We start from the raw sequence: 19,348 nt of genomic DNA, 5'->3' as shown, positions 1-19,348 counted from the left end.
CCCGGGCGACCGTGTCGGTGTCACGGAACGCCGGTCGGTGGCAGGCCGGCACCGGCGCAGCGTGCCTCGCGTTCGGGCTGGCGCTGCTCGGCAACCCGCCCGCTCCCGTCGAGCTCGGCGCGCTGCCGGCGCCGTCCACGCCGTCCCGACCGGTTGTGACGGTGTCCGCGGCCTCGCCAGCAGGCACCATCCCGACCCAGCTGGAACTCCCGGCCGGTGGCGTCAGCGCGCCCGTGGTTCCCGTCGCGACCGGCGCCGACGGCGCGCTGGTGGTGCCGGACGCCCCGTCGACGGTCGGGTGGTGGTCGCCCAGCTCGCTCGCGGGAGGGCGCAGGGGCACGACGGTGATCGCGGGGCACGTCGACTCGGCGGCGGAGGGCATGGGTGTCTTGTCGGTCCTGCGCCGGGCCCGGCCTGGTGACGAGGTGGTGCTGCGCGGTGCGGAGGGGCGGGAGGTCCGTTATGCCGTCGTCGCGGTCCGCCAGTACACGAAGGCGGAGTTGCCACCGGAGGTGTTCTCCTCGACCGGCCCGCCGCAGCTCGTGCTGATCACCTGCGGCGGCCGGTTCGACAAGGCGGCCCGGCACTACACCGACAACGTGGTGGTGCACGCCGTCCCGGTGGGGTAGTCGAAGGACATGAACGGGATCCGCACGACCCACACCGGCAGCCTTCCCCGCACCGAGGCTGTGCTCGCCGCGCTCGTCGAACGCGAACGCGGCGGCGAGGGGCCCGACCCGGAGACCGTGCGGTCCGCGGTGGCGGAGTCCGTCCGCATGCAGCTCGCGGCGGGCATCGACGTCGTCAACGACGGCGAGAGCTCGAAGATCAGCTACGTGACGTATGCCGCCGACCGGCTCGCGGGGTTCGCGCCGAGCGAGGCGTCGCCGGCGGTCCGCAACCGGGCGATGGACGACTTCCCGGAGTTCGCGAAGCGCAAGAGCGAGAAGGACGCCGGCAACGTCTCGCGCAGGCAGGCGTGCGTCGGCCCCGTCGCGTACCGCGACACCGCCGCGGTCGAGACCGACATCGAGGCGCTGCAGGCCGCGCTGGTCGACCGGCCCGAGCAGGAGGCTTTCCTCACGGCTGCGTCCCCGGGCGTCATCGCGATGTTCATGCCCGACGAGCACTACGGCGACCGGCAGACCTACCTCGAAGCGATCGGCGACGCGATGAAGGTGGAGTACGACACGATCCACCGCGCCGGCCTGTTGCTCCAGGTCGACTGCCCCGACCTCGCGGTGTCGCGCAACATCTTCGAGAACGACGACGCCGGCCTGCGCGAGTTCCGCCGGTTCGCCGCCGCGAACCTCGCGGTGCTCGACCACGCGCTGCGCGACATCCCGCCCGCGCGCATCCGGATGCACACCTGCTGGGGCAACTACGAAGGCCCGCACAACCGGGACGTCCCGCTGCGCGACCTGATCGACATCCTGTTCACGGCCCGCGCCGGCACGCTCTCGTTCGAGGGTGCGAACCCGCGGCACGAGCACGAGTGGGAGCTGTTCTCCGAGTTCGAGCTGCCGGCGGAGAAGCGGATCATGCCGGGCGTCGTCGACAGCACCACGAACTACGTCGAGCACCCCCAGGTCGTCGCGCAGCGCGTGGAGCGCTACGCGCGGCTCGTCGGGCCGGATCGGGTGATCGCATCGACCGACTGCGGGATGGCGACGTTCGCGGCCGGCACCGACGGCGTCGACGCCCGCATCGCGTGGGCGAAGCTGCGGTCGCTCGTCGAGGGCGCCGAGCTGGCCCGGAAGCCGCGTGGCAACCTTGCCCGGTGAGCACGAGCGCCGAGAGCACCAGCACGATCACCCCTGAGGCCGTCGCCGTCAGGGCCGCGGCGGAACGCGCGGCCGCCGCGGCGCCCGGTGTGCGCGCCGCCGGCGCCGAGGCGATCGATGCCGCGCTCCGCGCCGCCGCCGGCCTGATCAGGGAGCGATCCGCGGAGCTGCTGGCCGCGAACGCCGCCGACGTCGAGGCGGGTGAGCAGGCCGGGATGGCCGCTGGGCTGCTCGACCGGCTCCGGCTCGGCCCCGACCGGCTCGCCGACATCGCCGGGCAGCTCGAGGTGCTCGCCGACACGCCGGAGCCGCCGCTGCAACGCGAGGTCCGCACGCTGCCGACGGGGGAGCGGGTGTTCGAGCGCCGGGTGCCGGTCGGTGTGATCGGCGCGGTGTTCGAGGCCAGGCCGAACGTCACCGTCGACGTGGCGTCGCAGGTGCTCAAGGCGCGCAGCGCCGCCGTGCTGCGCACCGGTTCGGCCGCGCTGCGCAGCGCGACGGCGCTGGTGGAGCGGGTGATCGCGCCCGCGCTCGACGCCAACGGCATCCCGGAGGGCGCCGTGCAGCTCGTGCCGACACCCGGTCATGCCGGCGCCGACGCGCTCGTCGGGCTGCCGGGGCTGGTGCCGCTCGTCGTCGTGCGCGGCAGCGGCGACGTCACCCGCAGGCTCTCCGCGCTCGGCGCGGCCGCAGGCACCCGCGTGCTCGCGCACGCCGACGGCGGCGGGGTGCTCTACCTCGACTCCAGCGCCGCCGACATCGACATCGAACGGCTCGTGCTCGCAGGCACCGACCGGCTCGGCGTCTGCAACCGCCTCAACCTGCTGCTGATCGACCGGCCGGCGTACGACCGGCTCTGGCCGGTCGCGCAGCGCGCGCTGGACGAGCGCGGCATCGAGCCGTCGCTGCCCCCGCACGACCACGCGCTCGGGCACGAATGGGCGCTCGACTCCGGCGCCGAGTCGCATGTGACCGTCGCCGCCGTCGACGGCCCGGTCGACGCGGCCGTCACCGCGGCCCGCGAGACGTCGGGCCTGGCCGCGACGGTCTGCGCGACCGACGAGCAGGCGGCGACCGCCTTCATCGACGCCTACACCGGCACCGGGGTGTTCTGGAACGCCACCACCCGCCTGCTCGACGGCTACAAGCTGCTCGGGCTCCCGGAGACCGGGATCAACGTCGACCACACCCCCGGCCCGCGCGGCCCGGTGACCTACCCGGACCTCTCGCTGCGCCAGTTCGTCGTCCTGCCACCGCACTAGAACTTCCCCACCGTTTTGTGCATCTGCGCGCCAAAACGGCGCGCAAGTGCACAAAACGGTGGGGAAGTTTGCGGGGTTCAGGTGCGGACGGCCCGCGGCGCGCAGCCGAAGCGTGCGCGGAAGGCGCGGCTGAAGTGCGAGGCGTCGACGAACCCCCACGAGAAGGCGAGGTCGCTGATCGTCCGGTGCCGCAGCGCCGGGTCGCAGAGGTCGGCACGCACCGCGTCGAGCCGCTTGGCCCAGATCCACTCGGTGATCGAGCTCGGCTCGCCGGCGAACGCCCTGTGCAACGTGCTCACAGACGTGTGCAGCTGCGCCGCGATCGTCGCCACGGTCAGCCCCGGATCGCGCAGCCGCGCCCGGGCCACCGCCTTCACCTGCTCGCGACGGGCGGCGAGCGACGGTTCCGGCGCCGCGTGGTCGGCGAGCGAGCTCAGCCCGGCGACCACGATGTGCTCGACGCTCTGCGCGACCGCGGCGGCCGCGGCCGGCTCCAGCACCGTGATGTCGGACGCGAGCGTCCGGATCATCTCGATCATGAGGTGGCCGGCGCCGCTGGTGCCGTGCACACCGCGTGCCGTGAGCCGGGACGTGCCGCGCAGCTGCGAGCGCAGCGTCGGGCCGGGCAGCATCAGCACGTACTGCTGGAAGTCGCTGTCGAAGCGCAGCTCGTAGGGCCGCGTGGAGTCGTACAACGCGAAGTCGCCGGGCTGCAGCACCGCCGTCCGGCCGTCCTGGGTGATCCGCCCGACGCCGGCCGTCTGGATGCTGACCAGGAAGTAGTCCTCGGCGGCCTGCGCGATGAGCGCGGGCGTGCGGCGCACCAGCTGCGCCGTCGCGGTCACCCTGGAGAGCTCCAGCGTCGCGAGCGAGTCGACGTTGATGTCGCCGACGACGTCGGAATCCGGGGCGTCGCACGTCAGCCGCACGTACGCGTCGGAGACGGCCTCGTTCCAGTAGGCCAGCCGGTCGCGCGCGTCCACCTCGTCCGTGGTGAGCAGGCGCGGCATGCATCGACGGTAGGGACGTGCCCTCCACCAGGCAAGATGCTGCGGCGCTGAGTCAAGAAGTCGACACGGAGGGACCAGCGGCCCGCCCGTCCGGCCAGGACCCTCGGCTGGCATGAGCATCGAACACCCGCGCTTCCGCGCCGCCGCCGTGCAGGCCGCGCCAGCGTTCCTCGACCTGGACGCCGGCATCGACAAGTCGATCGCGCTGATCGCCGAGGCGGCGGCGAACGGCGCGAAGCTGATCGGCTTCCCCGAGACGTGGCTGCCGGGCTACCCGTGGTTCGTCTGGCTCGATTCGCCCGCGTGGGGCCTCGGGTTCTTCCAGCGCTACCACGACAACTCGCTCGCGTACGGCTCCCCGCAGGCCGACCGGCTGGCCGCGGCGGCTCGGGAGCACGACATGACCGTCGTGATGGGTCTCTCCGAACGCCACGGCGGCAGCCTCTACATCGCGCAATGGCTGATCGGCCCCGACGGCTCGACGATCGCGCGCAGGCGCAAGCTCAAGCCGACGCACGTCGAGCGGACGGTGTTCGGCGACGGCGACGGCAGCGACCTCGCCGTGCACGACACCCCGCTCGGTCGGCTCGGTGGGCTCTGCTGCTGGGAGCACCTGCAGCCGCTCTCGAAGTACGCCATGTACGCGCAGGACGAGCAGGTGCACGTCGGGGCCTGGCCGAGCTTCTCGCTGTACCGGGGCGGCGCGTACGCGCTCGGAGCCGAGGTGAACACGTCCGCGAGCCGCATCTACGCCGTCGAGGGCGGCTGCTTCGTCGTCGCACCCTGCGCGACGGTCTCACCCGAGATGGTCGAGCTGATGTGCACCGACGACACCAAGCGTGCGCTGCTGCTGCCCGGCGGTGGCTTCGCGCGGATCTTCGCCCCGGACGGCCAGGTGATGCACGAGCCGTTGCCGGAGGACGAGGAAGGGATCGTCTACGCCGACCTCGACCTCGGCATGATCTCGCTGGCCAAGGCCGCGGCCGATCCCGCCGGGCACTACGCGCGGCCCGACGTCACGCGGCTGCTGCTCAACAAGACGCCGGGCGACCGGGTCGTGCCCTTCGCCGCTCCCGGAGTGGAGATCGGCGAGGACGTCGAGCCGCCGGCCGCGACGCGCGCGGTGCCGGTATGAGCGTCGAGGCGGCGATCCCGGCGCACCTGACGGTCGAGCGCACCCGCCCCTCGGGCGTGCCGGCGGGCTTCGCGCCTCCGTACCCGTCGTACGTCGCGCGAATGCGGACGGACGTGCGGCAGGTCGTCATGGCCTACCTCGGCGTGCAGTTCGCGGGGGAGCAACCCTCGACGGAGCTGCTCGACGCCGCGCTGGCCGCTCCCGACGGCCCTGGGCACCACGACCGCGCCCGCGGCAGCGGCCCTGCCGGCACGACGGAGGTCGTCACCATCGCCTACTGGGACGACCCAGCGGCCTTCGACCGCTGGTTCGCCGCACATCGTGAGATCTGGCTCGGCGACGGTGTGCGCGACGGCAACGGCCGCTTCGCGGAGATCATCCGGCCGACCGTGGAGGAGCACGAGACGCTGCTGTCCTCCGTCGGGCGCAACGAGGGTGTTGCCGCGCTCACCGACCAGCTCAGCGGCGAGGTGCTCGAACACGCGTACTGGGGCGGGATGCGCGACCGCATCCCGCTCTCGCAGACCGACGCGCTCGGGCCGGCCGGCGAGCCCGTCGTCGAGCGCGACGGCGGGCGGGTGCGGGTGCGTCCCGCCGACGGCGTCTGCCTGATCCGGTCGGGGCAGGACTGGAGCGACACCGACGGCGACGAGCGCCGGATGTACCTGGAGGACGTCGAGCCGGTGCTGCGGGCCGGCATGGACTTCCTGACCGCCGAAGGCGCGTCGATCGGCTGCTACACGAACCGCTACCTGACCGTCCTGGAGGACGGCGAGCCGGTCGACAGGACGTTCGGTCTGAGCTGGTGGCGGAGCCTCGCGGCGCTGGAGGGATGGGCGAAGGAGCACCCGACGCACCTCGCGATCTTCGGCGCGGCGATGCGCTACCTCTCGACGCTCGGCCCGGCCGCGCGGTTGCGGCTCTACCACGAGGTGTCGGTCGCGACCGCCGACGAGCAGTACTTCGAGTACGTCGACTGCGCCGATGGTTCGGGGGTGTTCTCCCAGGGCTGACGGGGCCGGCGCGGCCCGGCCCGGGGGAGGGCAGGAAAGCCACTTTCCTGCCCCCACAGGGCCTGAAAGTGGCTTTCCTGCCCACCGTGTGGACGCCCCGGCCCGGGCCCCGCCCGCCGCTTCGATGATGCCGAACGCACCTTTGGCGAGGATGGCCTAGATTCGGTTCGTGCCCGCCGAACTCCCCAGCCCGGAATTGCACAGAGCGACGCTGTCCAACGGCTTGCGCGTTCTGATCGTCCCCGATCCCGACACCCCCGTAGTCGGTGTCGCCGTGCACGTCGACGTCGGTTTCCGCTCCGAACCGGAGGGGCGCACCGGCTTCGCGCACCTCTTCGAGCACCTGATGTTCCAGGGGAGCGAGAGCCTGGAGAAACTCGCGCACTTCCGGCACGTCCAGGGCTCCGGCGGCGTCTTCAACGGCTCCACCCACCAGGATTACACCGACTACTTCCAGGTGCTCCCGGCCGCGGGGCTGGAGCGGGCGCTGTTCCTGGAGGCGGACCGGCTGCGCGCGCCGAAGCTGACCATCGAGAACCTGCGCAACCAGGTCGACGTGGTCAAGGAGGAGATCCGCCTCAACGTGCTGAACCGGCCGTACGGCGGGTTCCCGTGGATCCTGCTGCCGCCGGTCCTCTACGACACGTTCCCGAACGCGCACAACGGCTACGGCGACTTCTCCGAGCTGGAGCAGGCCTCGCTCGACGATGCCGCCGCGTTCTTCGACACCTACTACGCGCCGGGCAACGCGCAGGTCACCGTCGCCGGTTACCTCGACGTCGAGGAGACGCTGCGCCTGGTCGAGAAGCACTTCGGGGACATCCCGGCCCGTCCGACCCCGCATCGGCCGAGCTTCTTCGAGCCGATCCCCGGTGCGGAACGCCGCCAGGCGGTGCCGGACGCGCACGCCCCGCTGCCCGCGCTGGCCCTCGGCTACCGCCTCCCCGACCCCGCCGCCGACCTCGACGGTTACCTCGGGCACATGCTGCTCGCGTCGGTGCTGAGCGACGGGGAAGCGGCCCGGCTGCAACGCCGGCTCGTGCACGCCGACGGGCTCGTCACCGACATCTCGGCGAGTGCAGGCCTGATGGGCCAGCTCGACGCGCGCGACCCCGACACGTTCACAATCACCGCGGTGCACCCGGGGAGCGTCGATCCGGACCGGGTGGTGGCCGCCGTCGACGAGGAACTCGACAAGCTCGCCGCCGAAGGCCCCAGCACCGACGAGCTTTCGCGCCAGGTGGCGCGCTGGTCGGCCGGGCTGCACCAGGAGAACGACCGCGTGATGTACCGGATGCTCGGACTCGGCGCCCGCGAGCTGCTCTACGGCCGCGCGGAGATCGCCGACGAGCTGCCCGGCAGGCTCGCCGCCGTCACCCCCGACCAGGTGCGTTCGGCCGCTGCCGCGCTGCGCTCGGCAGGCCGTGGCGTGTTGCTGGTGGAACCCGCCGCAGACCAGGGAGAGAACGAATGACCGGCACCGCGTCGCACCGCACGGCCGAGGAGATCGGCCGCACCGAGGCCGGTCCCCGCCCGCTGCCGCCGCTGGGCAGCACCCGCGAGGTGCCGCTGCCGAACGTCGAGGAGAGCACCCTGCCGAACGGCCTGCGGGTGCTCGCTGCGCGGCGCGCGAGCGTGCCGATGGCCGAGGTGCGGCTGCGCGTCCCGTTCGCGGGCGACGACCCGACGCATTCCGCCGTCTCGGAGCTGCTCTCGTCGACGCTGCTCACCGGCACCGCGACCCGCGACCGGATCGGGATCGACGACGAGCTGGCCGCCGTCGGCGCCGACCTCGGCGTCAGCGTCGACCCGGAACGCCTGATGGTCAGCGGCTCCGGGCTGGCGTCCGGGCTCTCCGAGGTGCTGGCCGTGCTCGGCGACGTGCTCACAGCGGCAGCGCACCCCGACGCCGAGGTCAACCGTGAGCGGGAGCGGCTCGTCGAGCGGATCACGGTTGCGCGCTCGCAGCCGCGGACGGTCGCGCGGGAGGCGTTGCAGCGCAAGCGGTTCGGCGACCACCCGATCACCCGGGAGATGCCGACGGAGGCCGAGGTCGCGGCCGTCACCGCAGAGCAGGTCCGGGCGCTGCAGGCCGCCGCGCTCGTGCCGCGCGGTTCGATCCTGACGATCGTCGGCGACATCGAGCCGGCCGAAGCGATCGCGCACGTCGAGAAGCAGCTGGCCGGATGGACGTCGGACAGCTCGGCCCGCGAGCTCTCCGCGCCGCCGGCGATCGTCCCCGGCGATCTGGAGCTCGTGCACCGACCGGGTTCGGTGCAGTCGCAGCTGCGGCTCTCCGCGCCCGCCGTGCGCCGCACCGACCCCGACTACGCGGCGCTGCAGCTGGCGAACCTCGTGTTCGGCGGCTACTTCTCCTCGCGCTGGATGGAGAACATCCGGGAGGACAAGGGCTACACCTACGGCGCGCACTCCGGGGTCGAGTTCGTCCCGGGCGGTGCCGTCCTCGGGGTCGACACGGACGTCGCGAGCAACGTCACCGCCGCCGCGCTGCTGGAGACGCGCTACGAGCTGGGCAAGCTCACGGCCGTGCCGCCGACCGCGGCGGAGGTCGACTCCGGGCGCGCCTACGCCATCGGCTCGCTCCTGATCTCCCTCGACAGCCAGGGCGGGCTGGCTTCGACGATCTCCGCGCTCGCCGCCGACGGGCTCGGCCTCGACTGGCTGCGCGGGCATCCCGCGCGGTTGGAGTCGGTCACCACCGAGCAGGTCGCGGCGGCCGCACTGCGCTACTTCACTCCGACGGCGTTCACCGGCGTGGTCGTCGGCGACGCCGACGTGATCGGCGAGGGAGTGCGTGCGCTGGGCGGGATCACCGGACCGTGACCGCACCGACCGGCTTCACACTGCTGCACCCCCCGGTGCTCTCGCGCTCCGCGGTGCTGCGTGACGAGCCGCTGCGCACCGACACCGGGCGGCAGGTGGCGGGCTGGCCCAAGGCCCGGCTCGTCGTCGTCGACGAGGAGGGGCGCACGCCGGTCGAGTGGGACGGGGCGCCGTCGATCGGGCTCGACAGCGCTCGCCTGCGCACCCGCTCGACCAGCGGTGACGCTCCGCCGTCCGACGCCGTGCTGCTCGGCGAGGCCGACGGCGTGGCGTACTGGGGGATGCGCGGCCGACCCGATCTCGTGGCCGGCGACGACCCCAGCGAGTGGATCGACCTGCGCCGGGCGGGTGCGGTGCTCGACTCGCTCGGTGCCGGGCTCTTCACCACCGCGGCGGCAGTGCTGAACTGGCACGACACCGCGCGCTTCTGCTCGCGCGACGGCTCCCCGACCCACCCCGCGCACGCCGGGTGGCACCGGCACTGCGAGGCGGCCGGCCACGAGGAGTACCCGCGCACCGACCCGGCCGTCATCTGCCTCGTGCACGACGGCGCCGACCAGGTGCTGCTGGCCCGACAGCCGACGTGGCCCGAGGGTCGCTTCTCGGTGCTCGCGGGCTTCGTGGAGGGCGGCGAGTCGCTCGAGGCGTGCGTGGCGCGGGAGATCCACGAGGAGGTGGGCGCCGTCGTGCACGACATCGTCTACCTCGGCAGCCAGGCCTGGCCCTTCCCGCGGTCGCTGATGGTCGGGTTCCACGCCGTCGCCGACCCGGAGGCCACGCTGTACCCGGCCGACGGTGAGATCGCCGAGGCGATGTGGGTGCGCCGCAGCGTCGTGCGGGAGGCGCTGGAATCCGGCGACTGGACCGGCGGGGCCGAACGGCCGTTGCTGCTGCCCGGCTCGGTCAGCATCGCGCGGACGATGCTGGAGTCGTGGGCGGCGCAGGGGTAGCGCAGGCACGTGGTGGACGAACGGCACTTTCGTCCAATAGGTGTGGACGAAAGTGCCGTTCGTTCAGACCTCCCGGCCCGGCGGCGCCACGGGCCGCGTGAGGGCGTGTGTGGACGGCTGCCTCACGCACATTGCGTGAGGCAGTTGTCCACAGGCTGTGGAGTGACGGGTTCTCGGCCCGCCTCCCGTCGTCGAGGCTTGACGCATGGACACATCGACCTCCCCACGCCCGTCCCGCCCCGCGCTCGGCCCACCGTCGGATGCGGAGGTGGCCGCGCATCTCGCGCGGCTCAGAAGCACGCTGCCGGAGCTGTCGGGCGACGCCGTGGTCAGCCATGTCTCGGCCGCGCTCTTGCACGGCTTACCGGTGTGGGACGTGCCGCTCGCGCGCGTGCACGTCACGCGTGACCGGGCCTCGGGCGGACGGCGCGGTCGGCACCTCCACGTGCACGTCGCGCCGCTCGACGGGCAGGTCGACCTGTTAGCCGGCGTCGCTGTCACCTCGGTCGCCCGCACGGTCGTCGATCTCGCACGCACCACCTCGTTCGAGGGTGCCGTCGTCACGGCCGATGCCGCGCTCGCCGGCGACCACACCGACAGCTCGGAGCTCGAACGGATGCTGGAATGGTCCTACGGCTGGCGTGGGATCAACGACGCCAGGAGAGCCATCGGCTTCGCGACCCCATTGGCGGGCACCGTCGGGGAGTCGCGCAGCCGGATCGCCATCAGCGCGGCCGGGCTGCCGCCCCCGGTGCTGCACTGGGACGCCATCAGCGCCGAGGGTCGCCCGATCGGACGAGCAACGTTCGCGTGGCCGAAATCCCGCACGATCGGCGAGTACGACGGCCTCGTCGCCTACGGGACCCGCCTCCGCCACAGCCGATCAGGCCAGGACACCGGACCGGCAGTGGCCGAGGAGAAGCATCGGGAGCTCGTTCTGCAGGAGGCGGGATTCAGCGTCGTCCGCTGGACGTGGCCCGATCTGGATCATTTCGGACCGGTCGCGTTGGCGCTGCACCGTGAGCAGTTCCGCTAACGCGACGCAGCTCAGGCGGCGAGGCGGGCCTGCACCTCGCGCAGCGACGGGTTGGTCGCGGTCGACTGGTCGGGGAAGAGCACCACGGGCACCGTCTGGTTCCCGCCGTTGACGCCCTCCACGAACCTCGCGGCGGCGGGATCACGCTCGATGTCGATCTCCCTGTACGCGATGCCGGCCTGCTCGAGCTGCAGCTTGAGTCGGCGGCAGTAGCCGCACCACGACGTCGAGTACATCGTCACCTGAGCCATGTCACTTCCAACCACCCGCGTCGCGGCTCTCTTCCCGAGGAGGGGGTGTCAGGATGTGACGGTGCGCGCGCCTGTTCTCGATTCCCCGGCCGAAGGGCTCGACGACGAGCAGCTCGCGGCGGTGACGGCGCCCCGTGGCCCGGTGTGCGTGCTCGCCGGTGCAGGCACCGGCAAGACGCGCACGATCACCAGGCGGATCGGACACCTGGTCCGCAGCGGGCACGTCGCGCCCGGTCAGGTGCTCGCGGTGACGTTCACGGCGCGTGCGGCGGGGGAGATGCGCACCCGCCTGCGGACGCTCGGTGTCGCCGGGGTGCAGGCGAGGACGTTCCACGCCGCTGCGCTACGGCAGCTGCGGTACTTCTGGCCCCGGGTCGTCGGTGGCGACCAGTGGCAGCTGCTCGACGGCAAGCTGAAGGTCGTCGGACAGGCGGCGGCCCGGCTCAAGGCCGGCACCGATGCGGCGTCGCTGCGCGACTTCGCAGGTGAGATCGAGTGGGCGAAGGCCAGCCTCGTGACACCGGAGCAGTACCCGGCGACCGTCGCGAAGCTCCGTCGCGACATCCCGGGGCCGGCCGAACAGGTTGCCGCCGTCTACGCGGGGTACGAGGCGCTCAAGAACCGCGCGGAGATGCTCGACTTCGACGACCTCCTGCTGCACACCGCGGGGGCGCTGGAGGAGAACACCGTGGTGGCCGAGGAGTTCCATGAGCGGTACCGGTGCTTCGTGGTCGACGAGTACCAGGACGTCACGCCCCTGCAGCAGCGGGTGCTCGACGCCTGGGTGGGGGAGCGCGACGACCTGACGGTGGTCGGCGACGCCAACCAGACGATCTACACCTTCGCCGGTGCGTCGCCGCGCTACCTGCTCGAGTTCCCCCGCCGCTTCCCCGAGGCCGTCGTCGTCCGGCTGCAACGCGACTACCGCTCCACCCCGCAGGTGGTGGCAGCGGCCAACACGCTCATCGGTTCGGCCCGGGGTCGGGTGGCCGGCAGCAGGCTCCAGCTCATCGGCCAGCTGCCACCGGGGCCCGATCCGGACTTCACCGAGCACGACGACGAGCCGGCGGAGGCGGCCGCTGTCGCCACCCGGATCAAGCGGCTGGTCGCCGACGGCACACCGGCGAGCGAGATCGCCGTGCTGTTCCGCATCAACGCGCAGTCGGAGGTGTACGAGCAGGCGCTCACCGAGGTCGGTGTCCCCTACCAGGTGCGTGGCGGCGAGCGGTTCTTCGCGCGCCCCGAGGTGCGTCGCGCGATGAGCGTGCTGCGGATGGCGGGCAACCCCTCGGCGCCGCTCGTAGAGGCGGTGCGGGCGGCCCTCGCCCCGGTCGGGCTCACCCCCGACCCGCCGGGCGGCGCGGTGCAGCGGGCGCAGTGGGAGTCGCTGCTCGCGATCGTCGAACTCGCGGAAGAGCTGCTCGCCGTCGAGCCCGAGGCCGACATGGTGCGGTTCGCCGCCGAGCTGGAGACCCGTGCCGATGCGGCGCACCCGCCGACGGTCCAGGGCGTCACGCTCGCCTCGCTGCACGCGGCGAAGGGCCTGGAGTGGGACGTCGTCTTCCTCGTCGGGCTGGTCGACGGGACCCTGCCGATCCAGCACGCCGAGGGCGACGACGAGGCGATCGAGGAGGAGCGCAGGCTGCTCTACGTCGGGATCACGCGCGCCCGGCGGCAGGTCATGCTGTCGTGGGCGCTCTCGCGGCAACCCGGCGGCGCTCGACGCCGGCGGCGCAGCCGCTTCCTCTACGGCCTGATCCCGGAGCACCACTCGGCGTCGAGGGTCGCGAGCGGCAGCGGCGGGCGCGGCGGGAGCAAGCCGCGGTGCCGGGTCTGCGGATCACCCTTGATCGGCATCGACGCGATGAAGTTCCGCCGCTGCGCCGATTGCCCCGCCGACGTCGACGTCGAGCTGCTCGACCGCCTCAAGGAGTGGCGGAGCAGCGAGGCCCGCGAGCAGCAGGTGCCCGCGTTCGTGGTCTTCACCGACACGACGCTGGTGGCGATCGCCGAGCAACGCCCCTCCGATCGGGCGTCGTTGGTTGCCATACCGGGCATCGGAGCACGTAAACTCGACCGCTACGGCCACGCAGTGCTCGCGCTCGTAGCCGACGGTGACCTGCTGGATAGTTGATCCAAGAAGTTCCCGTAAATAAGTTGTGCGGCCTGCCGCGGTGTCTCTAACGTAGTCGAGGACGGACTCACCAGCCCGTCCTCTGTCACGACTCAAACCCTCGAAGGGGGTGCTCCAGATGATCACAATGACCACATTGGTCAGCGTCCGGGGCATCCGCCTGTCCGCCGAAGCCGGCTCGGCGCATCAGTACGCGCTGCAGGCCGCATGGCAGAAGCGACCGTTCGAGGTGATCCTCGGCGGATTCCCGACGACCGATAACAGCATAAGTGTGTCCGCGGTACCGGAGAGTCGCCATACGTAGGCGACCCGCCTACCGGCCCCAAGTTTCAGGCCGCGGACCCCGACAGGGTCCGCGGCCTTTTTGTTTGTCCTGCCTGATCACCGTTCTCAGGAGGTAGAAGTGCTAGTCCGATCAGTTCCGTTGGACGGCGGAATGATCAGCCCAGAGGAGCTGGGTGGCGACACCGCCACGCAGCTCGGGTCTTTGCTCGACGCGGCACCCCGCGACGGGCTCGACCTGCCATGCCGTTCTGGCGATGCGGACCTGTGGTTCGCGGAGGCTCCTGCCGAGCTGGAGCGCGCCAAGGCCCTCTGCGGTCAATGCCCCATCCGGGCCGAGTGCCTGGCCGGAGCAGTGAGCCGTGAAGAGCCGTGGGGCGTCTGGGGTGGCGAGATCTTCGAGCGTGGAGCTGTCATCCCGCGCAAGAGGCCTCGTGGCCGCCCGAGCAAGGCTGACCTGGCTCGCGACCGGGCATACGCCGCGGCGATGTCCGCCTGACGAGCTACGCCACACCAGTCGGCCCCGCGAGGGCCATCAGAACCCGTTGGAGGACCCAGTGATTTCCACGACCGAGCTCGGCACGACCAGCTTCCTCGACCAGCCCCGACCGGCAGTTCGTGACCGCAAAGGAACCGCGATGTTGCTTCATGAAGCACTTGCCAGATCTCGACAGCAAGAGGCCCAAGCGGCCGCTCGGCAGCACGCGCTCGTCCGCAGCGTGACGGCTGGACGCAGGTGGGCATTGCTCGCCAGGTTCGCCACACGCCGTGCCGAGCGCGCCCGCGCCGGTCAGGCCGAGCTCGAGCGCGGGTTCGCCCCCGCGGTGAGCGGGCTCCGCGGCGCCGTCTGACATAGGCGCCGCACTTCCAGGAAACCGATGGCGCCCCCGCCTCCCGCGGGGGCGCCATCGGCGTTCGACGGGGACTGTCGGCATCACCCGATAGCGTGATCATGATTCGGCCCATAGGTTCCAGGGGGGAACACGGTCATGGTTGGCGCTGCCACGTATCTCGAGTTGTCCGAACAGGGCGGCGGTGCGCACAAGTTCTACGAGGTGACCGTCGACGGTTCGACCGTCACGATCTCCTTCGGGCGCATCGGTGAGCAGGGACAGGTCCGCACCGCGTCCTACAGCGATGCGGCCAAGGCGGTCGCGGCAGCCGAGAAGAAGATCGGCGAGAAGGTCCGCAAGGGCTACGCGCCCGCGGTCAAGGGGGCGCGAGCCCGCCGCGCCGTGAGCCGGCGGCAGATCCTCAGCACCCGTTCGACCGCGCGGCAGGCACCGGTGCTGTGGCGGTTCAACTCCGGCGCCCCCGCGTTCGGCATCTTCGTCGGCGCCGAGCAGGCGTGGGTCGGCAACGAGAACGGCGACGTGTACACACTCACCCACGACGGGATCGTCACCGGCCGGTTCGGCCTGCCGGACGGCGTCAAATGCATCGTCGCCGACGACTTCTGGATCTACGCGGGCTGCGACGACGGCCGCGTCTACGACCTCGGGGGCAAGGTCCCCCGGGTCGCGTACGAGATCGCCAGCGATGTCGACATCTACTGGCTCGACATCAACGACGGTGTGCTCGGCGTTTCCGACCGAAACGGCGGCCTCACCCTCGTCGACCACGAGGACGAGTTCCAGTGGTCGCGCCGCAGCACGGGTGATGCGGGTTGGATGGTCCGCTGCGCGGAGGAGGGTGTGTTCCACGGGCACTCGCGGGGCGTCACCCATTACGCAGCTCGCTCCGGCGATCCCGTCTGGCACGCCAACACCACGGGCACCGTCCTGTTCGGTTGGCAGGAGCCGGCAGAAGTGTTCGCGGGCACGTCATCGGGCTGGGTCCACCGTCTCGCCAAGTCGGACGGTCGCGAGACCGGCCGCTACCGCTGCGATGCCGCGGTGTTCTCGTGCGCCACCTCGCCGGACGGCGCGTACGTGTTCGCCGGCGACAACCAGTCCTCGGTCTACTGCTTCGCCGCCGATGGCACGCGCCTGTGGAAGCTCGCCACCGGCTGCGGCTCGGCCTACTCGATGCAGTACCGGGACGAGCGGCTCTACCTCGTCACCACCGACGGCTCCTTGGCCTGCGTGGACGCCAGCACGGCCGCCGTGCACGCCGCAGAGCGGGGCCAGTTGCCGCAGCGAAGCGACATCAAGGCCGAAGGTTGGCGGCGGGTGGAGGCCACCGCGGAGGTCGAGACCGTGTCGGTCGCCTCGGTCCCGGTGAACGGCGGTGTGGTGGTCGAATGCGTGCAGGAGGCCGGCAAGCTGCGGATGCGCGTCCTGTCGGACGGCTACGACCGGAGCCGAAGGGTGCAGTTCCCCAAGGACATCCGGAGGCCCGGCGCGCGGTACGTCGTCACCGAGATCCACAGCTCGGTCGACGGCACGTTCTACCGCGCGAAGGGCGAGATCAAGCGACTGGTCTGAGCACGGTCTGCGCTCTCGGCGCCGCGTCAGCCGGCGGTGTCGAAGATCCAGGGCTGCCAGTGTCCGACGATCCCGCGCAGCGGGACGTCGGCGTCGAGCTGGCAGAGCACTCCCAGCGTGCCCATCGTGACGCGGTGGACGAGCAGGTACTGCGGCGGCAGGTTCAGCTCCCGGCCGGTGTTGAACTCGGGGCTGCGCAGGTCGCCGACGCGCTCGGCCTGGCCTTGCAGCCACCGCCGGTTGAACCGGAACACCTCGGAGCGCAGCGGCTCGGTGAACGGCGAGAGGTAGGCGAGCGCGTCCTGGCCCGTCATCGCCGAATGCGGGAGCACGAATCCTTCCGAGCGCAGCAGCTCGATGAGATCGTCGGGACGGTCCTCCAGCGCGAGCCTCGTCATCAGCGAGAGCGGCCGGGGGAGCCCGTCGGGCAGCCGCGCCACCGCGCCGTAGTCGATCACCATGAGCCGCCCGTCGGGCAGCACCTGGAAGTTGCCGGGATGCGGGTCGGCGTGCAGCAGCCCGACCCTGGCCGGTGCGGAGTAGTGGAACTCGGCGAGCAGCGCGCCCGCGGCGTCGCGTTCCTCCTGCGTGCCCACCCGGATCACGTCGGAGAGCTTCCGGCCGGTGACCCACTCGGTGATCATGGCGCGCGGCGCGGACGCGACGACCCGCGGCACCACCACCTTGTCGTCGCCGGCGAAGGCTGCGGCGAAGACGCGCTGGTTGTCGGCCTCGTCGCGGTAGTCGAGCTCCTCTTCCATGCGCTCGCGCAGCTCGGCGATCAGCGGCTTGATCTCCAGGCCGGGCACGAGCGGCTGGATTAGCCTGCTCATCCGGGAGAGCTGGCGCAGGTCGGAGCGCAGCGCCTCCTCCGCGCCGGGGTACTGCACCTTGACGGCCACCTCGCGGCCGTCGCGCCAGGTGGCACGGTGCACCTGCCCGATGCTGGCGGCGGCGGCCGGCACCTCGTCGAACTCCAGGAAGCGGGAACGCCATCCGCGACCGAACTGCTCCGCGAGCACGCGGTGGACGTCGCTGGTGTCCATCGGCGGCGCCGCCGACTGCAGCTTCACGAGCGACTCGCGGAACGGCGCGGCGAGCTCGTCGGGCACGGCGGCCTCGAACACGCTCAGTGCTTGGCCGAACTTCATGGCCCCGCCCTTGAGCTCGCCGAGCACGGCGAATATCTGCTCGGCGCTCTTGGCCATCATCTGCGCGGTGATCTCGTCGCCGTCGCCGCCGACGAGTCTGCGACCCCATCCCGCCGCGGCCCGTCCGGCCACCCCCAACGGGAGGCTGGCCAGCTTCGCGGTGCGCGCGGCAGTACGCCGCGGGATGTCGGTCACGACATCGCACCTGCAGATCGCACGCCCGTGGGCGAACCGGAATGTTCGTTCACCACTTCATTGTGTCCCCATCGCGTGATGTGGCGCTCGTCGCTCCTCCGTGTCGCCTGCCACGTCGAGGGGTGACGCTGCGCATCCGCAGGCGGGAGCGACGGCCCATTCGCGCCTGGTGAGGGTGCCCGCCGCGGGCGATATCTCCAGCTTGGCGCCGAGTGTCGGCGGCGGGCCGCCGGAGCAGACGATGCCGTCGAGCGCGGCCAGCGCCTGCGCGGTGGCCAGCGCGGCGGTCGCCGCGAGCGCGGCATGGTCCGCTGTACCTGCGCGTCCGTGCAGCTGGGCGGCAACATCCGCCCACCGCCCGTCCCGGGCGAGCCGGTGCAGCTCGACGCAGGCCAGGCACGCCGACCTGCCCGGCAGCACGAGCGGCCCGACGATCCCGGCCCCGTCGCGCATCCGGACGAGCAGGTGCGCGTGCCGCCCACCGGTGACCGTCGCGAGCCGCTCCGGCGTGGGCGTCTCGTCGGCGAAGATCACCAGATCGGGGGCGAGCCGCTGCGTGGCAGCAAGGACCTGCGCGGTCGGGACGAGCCTTCGCGCGACGGCCCGGGTGGCGCCGAGCCGGTCGAGCCCGCAGTCCGACTCGACGAAACCTGTGCCGAGATCGGCGGCGCGCACCCGCCCGGTGGTCACCACGTGCACCGCCAGCCCTGCTCGGGCGAGGCCGGAAATGAGCCCGACGGTCAGCGGGCCCGACCCTTCGACGAGCACTTCGCAGACCCGGCGCAGCGCCTCGGAGCGATCGAACGCGGTGGAGTCGAGCAGGACGCCCGCGTCGAGCAGCTCGCACAGCAGGTCGTGCGCCGCGCGGGCGTCGGCGCCCCGCGCGACGGCGCGGTCCACGAGACCGGCGGGATCGGACGGCATCCGCAGCTCGTCCAGCATCTCGCCGAGCGCCGGCGGGAGCTCGTCGACGACCAGCGCCGACTCGGGATCGAGCCCGATGATCCGCGACCCATCGGCGAGCCGCAGCACCGATCGGTGCTGCGGAAGGCGGACGACCGATGGCAGGGAACGCGACGTCGGCACGGCTGCCATCATCCGCGTTCGCTGCGCATTCCGGGCCCGATCGGAACAGGATGGGCCGTCCGGGTGGCGGTCGCGACCGGTGTGCCCTGGACCGCTCAAGGGACGTTCAGCGCCCTCCTGGCGCCCGTTTCGGATTAGGCTGGGGCGATGGCGCACCCCGCGGTCGTCGAAGTTCGACGCAGTGATCGCCGCAGGCGAATGGTCAGTGCCCGACGCGAGGGCGACACGGTGATCGTCTTCATCCCGGGCTGGATGACCGATAAAGAGGAAAGCCGCTGGGTCGACGAGATGGTGCGCCGCCTCGAACGCAGCGAGGCCCGCCGCCGCTCGCCCGGTCGCGCCGGGGACGATGCCTTGCGCCGCCGCAGCATGGAGCTCTCGCGCCGCTACCTCGACGGGCTGGCCGTGCCGACGACCGTCCGGTGGGTCGCGCCCATGCGCACCAGATGGGCATCGTGCACGCCCGCCGACGGCACCATCCGGATCAGCGAGCGGTTGCGCGACACGCCGGGTTGGGTGGTCGACTACGTGCTCGTGCACGAGCTCACGCACCTGCTCGAACCCGGCCATGACGAGTCGTTCTGGACGTGGGTGCGGCGCTACCCGCGCACCGAGCGCGCCATGGGCTACCTCGAAGGGCTGTCCGCCGCGGCCGGCCTCGGTCTCGTCGGGATCGACGGCGAGGACGGGCTGGGCGGGGACGCGTTGGACGAAGACGCCGAGGACACCGACGCCGCAGAGGCGGCGCCGGCCTCCTGATCGAACGCTCTGACCGAGCCTGCTCAGCCC

At 72.0% G+C, this 19,348-nt stretch carries 19 protein-coding genes; 15 read left to right on the top strand and 4 right to left on the bottom strand.

Features of this window, described 5'->3' with window-relative positions:
* Positions 1-11: 11 nt before the first annotated feature.
* Genes LL648_RS00645 through LL648_RS00635 form a run of 3 tightly spaced genes read left to right on the top strand, consistent with a single transcriptional unit; the run spans position 12 to position 3,046 of the window.
* A complete protein-coding gene (locus LL648_RS00645) occupies positions 12-629 on the top strand; it encodes a class F sortase (RefSeq protein ID WP_232660374.1) in 618 nt (205 codons plus the stop codon).
* A gap of 9 nt (positions 630-638) precedes the next feature.
* Positions 639-1,784: a cobalamin-independent methionine synthase II family protein gene (locus LL648_RS00640; protein WP_232660373.1), complete on the top strand. Its 1,146-nt coding sequence runs from the start codon at positions 639-641 to the stop codon at positions 1,782-1,784.
* Positions 1,781-3,046, top strand: coding sequence for an aldehyde dehydrogenase family protein (locus LL648_RS00635; RefSeq protein WP_374111948.1), 1,266 nt, complete (start codon positions 1,781-1,783; stop codon positions 3,044-3,046). The genes LL648_RS00640 and LL648_RS00635 overlap by 4 nt, the downstream gene beginning before the upstream one ends.
* A gap of 77 nt (positions 3,047-3,123) precedes the next feature.
* On the opposite strand, the gene LL648_RS00630 is transcribed toward LL648_RS00635, so the two are convergent.
* Positions 3,124-4,056 carry a helix-turn-helix domain-containing protein gene (locus LL648_RS00630; RefSeq protein ID WP_232660372.1) on the bottom strand — a complete coding sequence of 311 codons (933 nt, stop codon included), beginning with the start codon at positions 4,054-4,056 and terminating at the stop codon, positions 3,124-3,126.
* Positions 4,057-4,168: 112 nt separating this feature from the next.
* On the opposite strand from LL648_RS00630, the gene LL648_RS00625 reads away from it, so the two are divergent.
* From LL648_RS00625 to LL648_RS00600, 6 genes are all read left to right on the top strand, one after another.
* A complete protein-coding gene (locus tag LL648_RS00625; protein ID WP_232660371.1) occupies positions 4,169-5,191 on the top strand; it encodes a carbon-nitrogen hydrolase family protein in 1,023 nt (340 codons plus the stop codon).
* Positions 5,188-6,204, top strand: a complete 1,017-nt coding sequence (locus LL648_RS00620) for a phenylacetaldoxime dehydratase family protein (RefSeq protein WP_232660370.1) — start codon at positions 5,188-5,190, stop codon at positions 6,202-6,204. Before LL648_RS00625 ends, LL648_RS00620 begins: the two co-directional genes overlap by 4 nt.
* Positions 6,205-6,373: 169 nt before the next feature.
* Positions 6,374-7,678 (top strand): M16 family metallopeptidase, encoded by a 1,305-nt coding sequence (locus LL648_RS00615; RefSeq protein WP_232660369.1) that lies wholly within the window; start codon positions 6,374-6,376, stop codon positions 7,676-7,678.
* Positions 7,675-9,048 (top strand): M16 family metallopeptidase, encoded by a 1,374-nt coding sequence (locus tag LL648_RS00610; protein ID WP_232660368.1) that lies wholly within the window; start codon positions 7,675-7,677, stop codon positions 9,046-9,048. Before LL648_RS00615 ends, LL648_RS00610 begins: the two co-directional genes overlap by 4 nt.
* Positions 9,045-9,998: an NAD(+) diphosphatase gene (gene nudC / locus LL648_RS00605; protein WP_232660367.1), complete on the top strand. Its 954-nt coding sequence runs from the start codon at positions 9,045-9,047 to the stop codon at positions 9,996-9,998. Before LL648_RS00610 ends, nudC begins: the two co-directional genes overlap by 4 nt.
* A gap of 205 nt (positions 9,999-10,203) precedes the next feature.
* Positions 10,204-11,034, top strand: a complete 831-nt coding sequence (locus LL648_RS00600) for a hypothetical protein (protein ID WP_232660366.1) — start codon at positions 10,204-10,206, stop codon at positions 11,032-11,034.
* Positions 11,035-11,045: 11 nt separating this feature from the next.
* On the opposite strand, the gene LL648_RS00595 is transcribed toward LL648_RS00600, so the two are convergent.
* Positions 11,046-11,285 (bottom strand): mycoredoxin, encoded by a 240-nt coding sequence (locus LL648_RS00595; RefSeq protein ID WP_232660365.1) that lies wholly within the window; start codon positions 11,283-11,285, stop codon positions 11,046-11,048.
* Between the two features lie 61 nt (positions 11,286-11,346).
* On the opposite strand from LL648_RS00595, the gene LL648_RS00590 reads away from it, so the two are divergent.
* The 5 genes from LL648_RS00590 to LL648_RS00575 all read left to right on the top strand — a co-directional run bounded on the left by LL648_RS00590 (position 11,347) and on the right by LL648_RS00575 (position 16,127).
* Positions 11,347-13,419 (top strand): ATP-dependent DNA helicase UvrD2, encoded by a 2,073-nt coding sequence (locus LL648_RS00590; RefSeq protein WP_232660364.1) that lies wholly within the window; start codon positions 11,347-11,349, stop codon positions 13,417-13,419.
* Positions 13,420-13,537: 118 nt separating this feature from the next.
* Entirely contained in the window at positions 13,538-13,723 is a 186-nt protein-coding gene (locus LL648_RS00585) for a hypothetical protein (RefSeq protein ID WP_232660363.1), read from the top strand.
* A 132-nt stretch (positions 13,724-13,855) separates the two neighbouring features.
* Complete coding sequence (locus LL648_RS00580) at positions 13,856-14,200, top strand: WhiB family transcriptional regulator (RefSeq protein ID WP_232660362.1); 345 nt, start codon at positions 13,856-13,858, stop codon at positions 14,198-14,200.
* A gap of 220 nt (positions 14,201-14,420) precedes the next feature.
* Entirely contained in the window at positions 14,421-14,552 is a 132-nt protein-coding gene (locus tag LL648_RS43655) for a hypothetical protein (RefSeq protein WP_255684284.1), read from the top strand.
* Between the two features lie 138 nt (positions 14,553-14,690).
* Positions 14,691-16,127: a WGR domain-containing protein gene (locus LL648_RS00575; RefSeq protein WP_232660361.1), complete on the top strand. Its 1,437-nt coding sequence runs from the start codon at positions 14,691-14,693 to the stop codon at positions 16,125-16,127.
* 26 nt (positions 16,128-16,153) lie between these two features.
* Here LL648_RS00575 and LL648_RS00570 read toward each other — a convergent pair whose 3' ends face one another.
* Both LL648_RS00570 and LL648_RS00565 read right to left on the bottom strand, forming a co-directional pair.
* Positions 16,154-17,473 carry an ABC1 kinase family protein gene (locus tag LL648_RS00570; RefSeq protein ID WP_232660360.1) on the bottom strand — a complete coding sequence of 440 codons (1,320 nt, stop codon included), beginning with the start codon at positions 17,471-17,473 and terminating at the stop codon, positions 16,154-16,156.
* A 57-nt stretch (positions 17,474-17,530) separates the two neighbouring features.
* Entirely contained in the window at positions 17,531-18,559 is a 1,029-nt protein-coding gene (locus LL648_RS00565; protein WP_232660359.1) for a hypothetical protein, read from the bottom strand.
* 147 nt (positions 18,560-18,706) lie between these two features.
* Here LL648_RS00565 and LL648_RS00560 point away from each other — a divergent pair, with 147 nt between their 5' ends.
* The gene (locus LL648_RS00560) at positions 18,707-19,318 is read left to right on the top strand and encodes a M48 metallopeptidase family protein (RefSeq protein ID WP_232660358.1); all 612 of its coding nucleotides are present in this window, start codon (positions 18,707-18,709) and stop codon (positions 19,316-19,318) included.
* Positions 19,319-19,348 lie beyond the last annotated feature (30 nt).

The sequence above is a fragment of the Pseudonocardia sp. TRM90224 genome (assembly GCF_021245725.1).
In the GTDB taxonomy this organism is placed as follows: Bacteria; Actinomycetota; Actinomycetes; order Mycobacteriales; family Pseudonocardiaceae; genus Pseudonocardia.
The sequence above is the reverse complement of the archived record's forward strand: the minus strand, read 5'-3'. Positions and strand labels throughout refer to the sequence as shown.

Bases quoted from the DNA above. Each gene is read 5' to 3' on its own strand.
- LL648_RS00640 (WP_232660373.1), top strand. From the start codon at position 639: ATGAACGGGATCCGCACGACCCACACCGGCAGCCTTCCCCGCACCGAG.
- LL648_RS00630 (WP_232660372.1), bottom strand. From the start codon at position 4,056: ATGCCGCGCCTGCTCACCACGGACGAGGTGGACGCGCGCGACCGGCTG.
- LL648_RS00625 (WP_232660371.1), top strand. From the start codon at position 4,169: ATGAGCATCGAACACCCGCGCTTCCGCGCCGCCGCCGTGCAGGCCGCG.
- LL648_RS00620 (WP_232660370.1), top strand. From the start codon at position 5,188: ATGAGCGTCGAGGCGGCGATCCCGGCGCACCTGACGGTCGAGCGCACC.
- LL648_RS00610 (WP_232660368.1), top strand. From the start codon at position 7,675: ATGACCGGCACCGCGTCGCACCGCACGGCCGAGGAGATCGGCCGCACC.
- LL648_RS00600 (WP_232660366.1), top strand. From the start codon at position 10,204: ATGGACACATCGACCTCCCCACGCCCGTCCCGCCCCGCGCTCGGCCCA.
- LL648_RS00595 (WP_232660365.1), bottom strand. From the start codon at position 11,285: ATGGCTCAGGTGACGATGTACTCGACGTCGTGGTGCGGCTACTGCCGC.
- LL648_RS00585 (WP_232660363.1), top strand. From the start codon at position 13,538: ATGATCACAATGACCACATTGGTCAGCGTCCGGGGCATCCGCCTGTCC.
- LL648_RS00580 (WP_232660362.1), top strand. From the start codon at position 13,856: ATGATCAGCCCAGAGGAGCTGGGTGGCGACACCGCCACGCAGCTCGGG.
- LL648_RS00575 (WP_232660361.1), top strand. From the start codon at position 14,691: ATGGTTGGCGCTGCCACGTATCTCGAGTTGTCCGAACAGGGCGGCGGT.
- LL648_RS00560 (WP_232660358.1), top strand. From the start codon at position 18,707: ATGGCGCACCCCGCGGTCGTCGAAGTTCGACGCAGTGATCGCCGCAGG.